Here is a 7,336-nt window from a genome sequence, read left to right on the forward strand (position 1 = left end):
CCGCCGCTCATTTTGCGACAGCCTTCGCCCTACGGCCAAATCTGGTGGCATGGTTTCTCGGCGCCGGCGCGTCGGCGGCATCCGGAATCCCGACCGGTTACGCGATGATTCGAGACTTCAAGGCCCAAATCTTCTGCCGCGAGACGAATCTTTCTAAGCGGGAAATTGACACCGCTGATCCCATCTGGATCGATCGGATCGATGACTTCTTTCGTCGAACATCTCTACTGCCGCCGGACGGAGATCCCGCGGAATATGCCGCTGCCTTCGAGGCAGTCTATCCACAGCCTCGCCACCGTCGACAATATATCGAGGATGCGATCGCCAAAGGCACGCCATGCTTCGGGCACAAGGTGCTCGCGGGTCTGATGGCCGCGGGCAAGGCAGACTGCATTTTCACGACCAATTTCGACCAGCTTGCAGAAAACGCGGCGGCTGCCGCGTACGCAACCTTGTCAACCGTTGACCGGAGACGGCCCACTATAGCAGCGATCGATTCCGCCGACCGCGCCATGCTCTGCCTCAATGAATCCAACTGGCCGCTAATTGCGAAGCTCCATGGGGATTATCAGTCCATCGCGATCAAGAATACAGGATCGGAGTTGGAGCAGCAGGACACCCGTATGCGGCATGTCCTGGTGGAGGCTGGAAAACGGTTCGGAATGCTGTTTGTAGGTTACAGCGGGCGCGATAGCTCGATCTTGGGCGCGTTGAATAACGTCCTCGATGCGCCCTCTCCGTTCCCGAATGGGCTCTATTGGGTGGCCTCATCAACAAGCCGCCTGCTTCCAGCCGTCACCGAATTTCTAGATCGTGCGCGGGCGGCCGGGGTCGACGCTTCGGTTGTCGAATGCACAACGTTCGATGAGCTAGTCGCGGAAATTATCAAGACGACCGATCTGCCGCAGGCGCTCCACGATCACGTGATGGAAGGGCGACCTACGCCGCGCCTCGTACCCGTTCAAATTCCAAGTGCCAGAGCCCGCGCGTTCCCCGTACTGCGCTATTCGGCAATTCTTCTCGAATCGATGCCGACGACGGCAAGGCGCATCAAGCTGAGTCAATCGACAACGTGGGCCGAGGTGCGCGAGATTTTCAAGGCGAAGGCGTGTCGAGCGACGGCAGCTGCGTTGGGGCGAGAGCTTGCGGTGTTCGGGCGGGACCAAGAGATTCTGGACGCCTTGGCGCCGCTGTGTCCATCGCTCGCTGGAACGATCGACCTCGATCCGGTCGCCGATAGCTGGGCCATGGGCTTGCTTTACGACGCGCTCGTACGGTCTCTGGCCCGACAGCGCCCGCTCATCCCCCGCTACAGGCGTTTAGGTCATTCGCTCGTGGTCGCCACACCGCGCGACGGCGATAACCCTGAGCGGACAAAGCGTCAGCAACAAGCTTTGTCCGGGCTGCGCGACGCATACAGGAGCGATCTCTTCGGTGTAGTGCCCAAGCTTGGCTTCCAGTTTTTGGAGGGCGTCGACCTCAAACTGGAACAGCTCGACGGGAAATGGTGGTGCGGCTTCGAACCGTATACGTTCGTCCAGCTACCTCCACAGGACGCGTCCCAAACAAATGGTTCCGTCGCCGACCGAGCCCCGGCGCATATGTGTATACAAGCCGAGCGCCGAGGTGATCCTGCAGGTGACTGGCGCCGCGAACGTTGGGCGCAGAAGTATAACGGGCATTGGGCCAGCATTATCGGGGCATGGGCTGACCTCCTTACAAAAACTGGAGGCACGGCTCGAAGCGCCTTTGGGCTTACAGAGGGCGCCGGAATTGACGCCGTATTCACGGTGTCACCTATCACCGGATTTAGCCGTCCTTCGCATCACGATGCCTACTTCGACAGGAGCAAGTGATGGCAAATCCAGCCCTCACCGAGCTGCCGCCATTCACGCTCTTGGAAGAGCCGGACCTGTCGTTTTCGCCTTCCGACGCTACCCAGGTTGATGTTCATCCACTACGCGGCCTCTTGAACTTCGGGCCGTATTCGGAGGGATCGTTTAGCGGATACACTTCCCGTGTACGCATCGCCACGGTTGGCCCGAAAAGCGCTTTCCATCGTCGTGGCGACCTGATGAAGTTATTGCGGAGCGCGCACCGTCCTTCCGACCGATCGGAATATGTGCCGGAATATCCCGGTTTCGAACGCCTCTTCCGCGTGTCGCTCGAGCCCGCGCCCGCAAGCGCGCACATCAAATGGCCTGAACACCTCGACCAATTGTCGGGTGACGGCAACGCACAGCACCGCCTCTACCTTGCCATGGATGCAGCGCTCCGCCAACTTGACGCCGTTCGCAACGAATTCGACGTTGTGCTGGTTCACTTCCCCGACAACTGGGATACGGCGACACGCGGAAAACACTTTGACGCACACGACGTGCTGAAAGCTCTGGGTGCGAAGTATAATATTCCGACCCAGGTCCTGAACGATCGCGTCTTCACCTTCAGTTACAAGGCCTCGCTCGCGTGGCGTCTTTCGACCGCACTGTATGTGAAGGCAGCGGGCATCCCGTGGAAGCTCGCTCCGCTAAAAGGCGTGCCGGCAGACACTGCCTACATCGGATTGGCCTATGCCCTGCGTGGTGACCAGCACGAGGCGCATTATGTGACATGCTGCTCGCAGGTCTTCGACATGGACGGTGGCGGCATGCAGTTTGTCGCGTTCGAGGCGCGAGATCCGGTGGCCGACTTGGCCGAAGCCCGCAGGAACCCCTTTCTCAGCCGAGACGACATGCGGGCAGTTCTCGCCCGTAGCCTGGAACTCTATCAGGGGCGCAATGGCGGCAACCTGCCAAAGCGCATGGTCATTCACAAAACGACTGCCTTCAAGGAAGCCGAAATAGAAGGCGCATTCGACGCGCTTGCCGGCGTAGCGGAAATAGAGTGCGTCGAGGTGAGTTCGGCTTCGTGCTGGCGCGGCGTCTGGCTCATTAGGTCGGGAGCAGAGAAGCCGTCAAAGCCGTCGGCGTTTCCCGTGCCCCGTGGCACGATGGTAGTCCGCACGGGCAATTCCGCCTTGGTATGGGTGGCGGGCAACGCTCCCGAGGTTTCGATCAAGGGCGACTACTATCAGGGTAGCAAGAGCATCCCCCGCCCGCTCCAACTGATCCGTCATGCTGGAAGCGGGCCGCTTGAACTCACTGCCCACGAGGCGTTGGCTCTCACAAAAATGGATTGGAACAACGACGCTCTCTACGATCCTGTGCCGGTCAGCATTCGCTATTCGCAGAAGCTAGCACGCACGATAGCGAACGTGCCAGACCTGCCACGAAACGTCTATCCTTATCGCCTGTTCATGTGACCGCGCTGTCTGACACCCTTCTCCAAAGAATTTGGGTTCGAGCAAAGCTTGAGCCGTTAGCTAGGCATTTTTTTCACTGTGTAGCGCTCACCAGAGATGTACAGCGTTGGCCAAAATCTGACTTCTAGCGGCAGCTATCGGGAGTACGCAAAAAACTCCTGAACGACCGTCATGTGCGCAAAGCCGCGATCTGACCTCCACCAAGCGCCCCTCGTCCTTCGACAGGCTCAGGATGAGGGGCTACGGGGACCGCTGTGCGGCGTCGCCGCGTCATCGTCGACCCGTCAATATCTCCGCCCGTCGTCGTGATGGTCTCGGCCGCACTCTTCCCTCATCCTGAGCCTGTCGAAGGACGAGGGAAGAGAGCGAGCACCAAAAAGATATCCCCACCCCGCGCGCCGCCCCTAGAATCCCCGCACCGCCGTCCCGAGGGACACGGACGATCGCCGGGATCGTTCGGGAGGGCGGGCGGTGTCCGCGGCGCGAACCCTTCCGGAGGGTTTTTGCGACTCGGACGGGTCTGAGGCTCCGCCGACCCCTCGCCCATTACGAGGCGGGTGCGGATTGGACCGCTACAACGGGAGGTCCTGAAAAGGGGCATCCCGTGAAGCGTCGGCAGCCGGTGAGCGAACTCGGGCCAGGGGCCAAGGCGATCAGCCGAGGCGCCGGGCGGGGCGAGCAAGCCAGAAGGACCCGCAAAGACACCGTGCGGAACGCCGGAGGCGAGCCGTAAGACTTTAGACTATCGGAGGGCTGGCCTCCGGCGCTCCGCTGTCCGCCCGTTGCCCCATGGGGCTGGGGGCGACGGCGAGAGACATCGCCCCGGCTGATGGCAAGCGGGGCAGGCAATGGGCGAAAAACCGGGCCGCGCCGCGGCGCCGGTCGCCTTGGCATGTCCGCTCGCGGGCTGGCGCCCGGCAGCCTCAGTCCCGGCGACCTTAATCCCGGCGCCGGCGCCCGTAGAGTTCGAGGCGGTGGGAGACGATCTCGTAGCCGAGTTCGGCGGCGATCTCTTCCTGCAGCTTCTCGATGCGCTCGGAGCGGAATTCGATCACCGCGCCGCTGTCGAGGTCGATGAGATGGTCGTGATGGGCGCCGTCGGCCTGTTCGAAGCGGGCGGGTCCCCCCTCGAAGGTGTGGCGCTGGATGGCGCCGCGCTCCTCCAGCACCTTCATCGTCCGGTAGACCGTCGACAGCGAGATCGAGGGATCCTGCCGCGCCGCCCGCCGGAACAAAGCGAGCGCATCCGGATGGTCGCCGCCCTCGGCGAGAATCGCGAGGATCGTCCGGCGCTGCCGCGTGATCCGCAGCCCGGCGCTGCGCAGCACCGCCTCCAGATCGCCCGTCCGGCTTCTCTCGCGTCCCTGCGCCATGCTGCTCCGACACCGCCCCGTTCATCCATTCGTCGCAGAACTCCTGCCCGGTTCCGGCAGATGTGGCAACCGTTTCTCCCGGCGGCCGCGTGTCGCGCGGCGGTGACGGGACTCGCCCGCCGGCCCCGCCGGCCCGCCGCGCGTCCGCTCTGCGAGAACAGTCCGGCTGGCCGTCCGGCTGGCGGCGGAGCGCTCCGAGGGTCTCCGAGGGGCCGGAGCATGATCCCGAAAGCTGGCCGGCGTTCGGAAAAGATCATGCGGAAGAGAGATCCTGAGCGGGGTGGCTGTTGGAAGAAAAGCCATCCCGCTCCGGCGGGGAGCCTGCGGGGAGCCGCAGCCTTCCCGAGGGAACCCGTCGGCGGCCCGGGACTTTGGTCCCTCGAGCGCCGGCCGCCGGATCTCCATGGCATCGATCCGGCGGGCCCTCCGTCCTCTGCAACCCATGCTCTTGCAAATGATTTGCATGTTCATCTGCGCAGGCGCATGGTGCTCCGCAGCCGCCGGCACGGGCACGTCACCCGCGCCGGCTCGGGCGATGGCCGCGGGGGACGGCGGGATGTCCCGGCCACCGGCGGAACGGGACCGGGCAAGGCAGAGGAGCGGATATGGCCGCCTATGAGGAGCGAACCGACATGGGGCCCGGCCCGTCCGGCGGGGCAAACGATGCTTCGCTCGACGAATCCTACCGCTCGATCCCCGTCGAGGCGACGACGGCGTCGCGGCGTTTCCTCGCCTTTCTCGGCCCCGGCTTCCTCGTCGCCGTCGGCTACATGGACCCCGGCAACTGGGCGACCTCGATCGCCGGCGGGTCGCGCTTCGGCTACGCGCTGCTTGCCGCCGTGCTGCTCTCGTCGATCATGGCGATGCTTCTCCAGGCGCTCTGCGCCCGCTTTGCCATCGCCACCGGCCGCGATCTCGCCGAGGCCTGCCGCGAGTTCCTGCCGCGCTGGCTGTCGCTGCCGCTCTGGGCGCTGGCCGAGCTCGCCATCGTCGCGACGGACCTCGCCGAGGTGATCGGCACGGCGATCGGCCTGCAGCTCCTGTTCGGCCTGCCCTTGGTCTGGGGCGTCATCGTCACCGCCCTCGACGTCTTCCTGATCCTTTACCTCCAGTCCAAGGGTTTCCGCCGGCTGGAGGCCTTCGTCGCCGCGATGATCCTCGTCATCGCGGTCTGCTTCGTCGGCCAGCTGATTCTCGCCCAGCCGTCCGTCGCCGCGATGCTCGCCGGGCTGATCCCCACCGGCCGGATCGTCACCGACAACCAGATGCTCTATCTCGCCCTCGGCATTCTCGGGGCGACGGTCATGCCCCACAACCTCTATCTCCACACCGGCATTCTCCACACCCGGGCCTATGCCCTCGACCGCAAGGGGCGCGAGCGGGCGATCCGCTACGCGACCATCGATTCGACGGCGGCGCTGGGCTTCGCCTTCCTGGTCAACGCGTCGATCCTCGTCCTGGCGGCCGCCGCCTTCTACGGGGCGGGGGCCGGAGAGGTGGAGGACCTGACCGATGCTCACGCGCTGCTCGAGCCGCTGCTCGGCTCGTCGCTGGCGCCGATCCTCTTTGCCGTCGCGCTGCTGGCCTCGGGCCTCTCCTCGACGGTGACGGCGACGCTGGCCGGGCAGATCGTCATGCAGGGCTTCCTGAAGCTGCGCCTGCCGATCGTCGCAAGGCGGCTGATCACCCGCGGCCTGGCGATCATTCCGGCGGCCGTGGCGATCGTCGCCTATGGGGAGAAGGGCGCGGCCGAACTCCTCGTCCTCAGCCAGGTCGTCCTGTCGCTGCAGCTGCCCTTCGCGGTGATTCCCCTGGTCGTGTTCTCCGCCCAGAAGAAGCGCATGGGCGCCCACATGCCGCCGCTCTGGCTGCTCGCCATCACCAGCATCATCGCCGTCCTGATCGTCGGCCTCAATGCCAAGCTGGTGTGGGACTTCGTCGACGGGGGCTTTTGAGGGCGGCAGACCGCCGCGGCCGCCGACCATCATGCCCGGGAGCGGGCTCGCCGCAACGACGGCGGCCCATGCCTGCCATCGTGGTCTCGGCCGGTCCGGGCCCGGCCGGGGCGGGCTCGGGCCGGCAAGCGGCTGGAGGGGCGGGCGAGACGCAAAGCAACGCCCGCGCCCGCGAGGGCCCGCACGCAGCTGCGCCAAGTAGAGGCGAATCGCGGGCGCATCGCCAGGGGCCGCCCCGATTCAGGCTTTCGGCGGCTTCGGGCGAAAACGAGCGCGCTCCCGCCATCGCCGGCGCCTTTTCCGGACGGCCCTCAAAAAAAACGCCCGCACCAGCGGAAAAAAACGCGCCGATCCGAATCCCCCGGACCCCGAAAAGCCGTCGGCGATTCGTCATCATGACCACCGCATGACGCGGGAGAGGCCGCCAAACCGGCATTTCCGGCCGTTTTTGAGCGATTTTCAGGAGACTGAAGTTTTTTGAAAAAAACGCGTTGACTCCGAAAACGAGTAGGGCCTATAAGCCGCTCATCGACGGCAGCGGCGCCGCCGGCGAGCCAGACGGTTCGTCCCAACGGTTGCCGAAACGCTTCGAAAATGGTTCTTCCGACTTCGGTCAGAACTGCTACAGGGTGATGATGCGGCAACGCCTTCTCATCCGCCGGTCCTTCATTGTGACCGTGATCTTTGACATTGTTGGTAGTTGAGAC

At 64.3% G+C, this 7,336-nt stretch carries 5 protein-coding genes; 3 read left to right on the top strand and 2 right to left on the bottom strand.

What is annotated here, in order from left to right; genetic code table 11:
- Positions 1-44 precede the first annotated feature (44 nt).
- Both ATO4_RS18020 and ATO4_RS18025 read left to right on the top strand, forming a co-directional pair.
- Positions 45-1,856, top strand: a complete 1,812-nt coding sequence (locus ATO4_RS18020) for an SIR2 family protein (RefSeq protein WP_245308816.1) — start codon at positions 45-47, stop codon at positions 1,854-1,856.
- Positions 1,856-3,301 carry a nuclease PIN gene (locus tag ATO4_RS18025; protein ID WP_083592923.1) on the top strand — a complete coding sequence of 482 codons (1,446 nt, stop codon included), beginning with the start codon at positions 1,856-1,858 and terminating at the stop codon, positions 3,299-3,301. The genes ATO4_RS18020 and ATO4_RS18025 overlap by 1 nt, the downstream gene beginning before the upstream one ends.
- Positions 3,302-4,239: 938 nt before the next feature.
- Here the strand turns inward: ATO4_RS18025 and ATO4_RS18030 are convergent.
- Positions 4,240-4,674: a Fur family transcriptional regulator gene (locus tag ATO4_RS18030; RefSeq protein WP_083592924.1), complete on the bottom strand. Its 435-nt coding sequence runs from the start codon at positions 4,672-4,674 to the stop codon at positions 4,240-4,242.
- A 605-nt stretch (positions 4,675-5,279) separates the two neighbouring features.
- On the opposite strand from ATO4_RS18030, the gene ATO4_RS18035 reads away from it, so the two are divergent.
- Positions 5,280-6,629, top strand: coding sequence for an Nramp family divalent metal transporter (locus ATO4_RS18035; RefSeq protein ID WP_245308817.1), 1,350 nt, complete (start codon positions 5,280-5,282; stop codon positions 6,627-6,629).
- Between the two features lie 311 nt (positions 6,630-6,940).
- On the opposite strand, the gene ATO4_RS28115 is transcribed toward ATO4_RS18035, so the two are convergent.
- A partial coding sequence (locus ATO4_RS28115) for a hypothetical protein (RefSeq protein WP_210191097.1) occupies positions 6,941-7,336 on the bottom strand: 396 nt, incomplete at its 5' end.

Origin of the sequence: Aurantimonas sp. 22II-16-19i (assembly GCF_002088275.1) — a bacterium.
Lineage (GTDB): Bacteria > Pseudomonadota > Alphaproteobacteria > Rhizobiales > Rhizobiaceae > Jiella.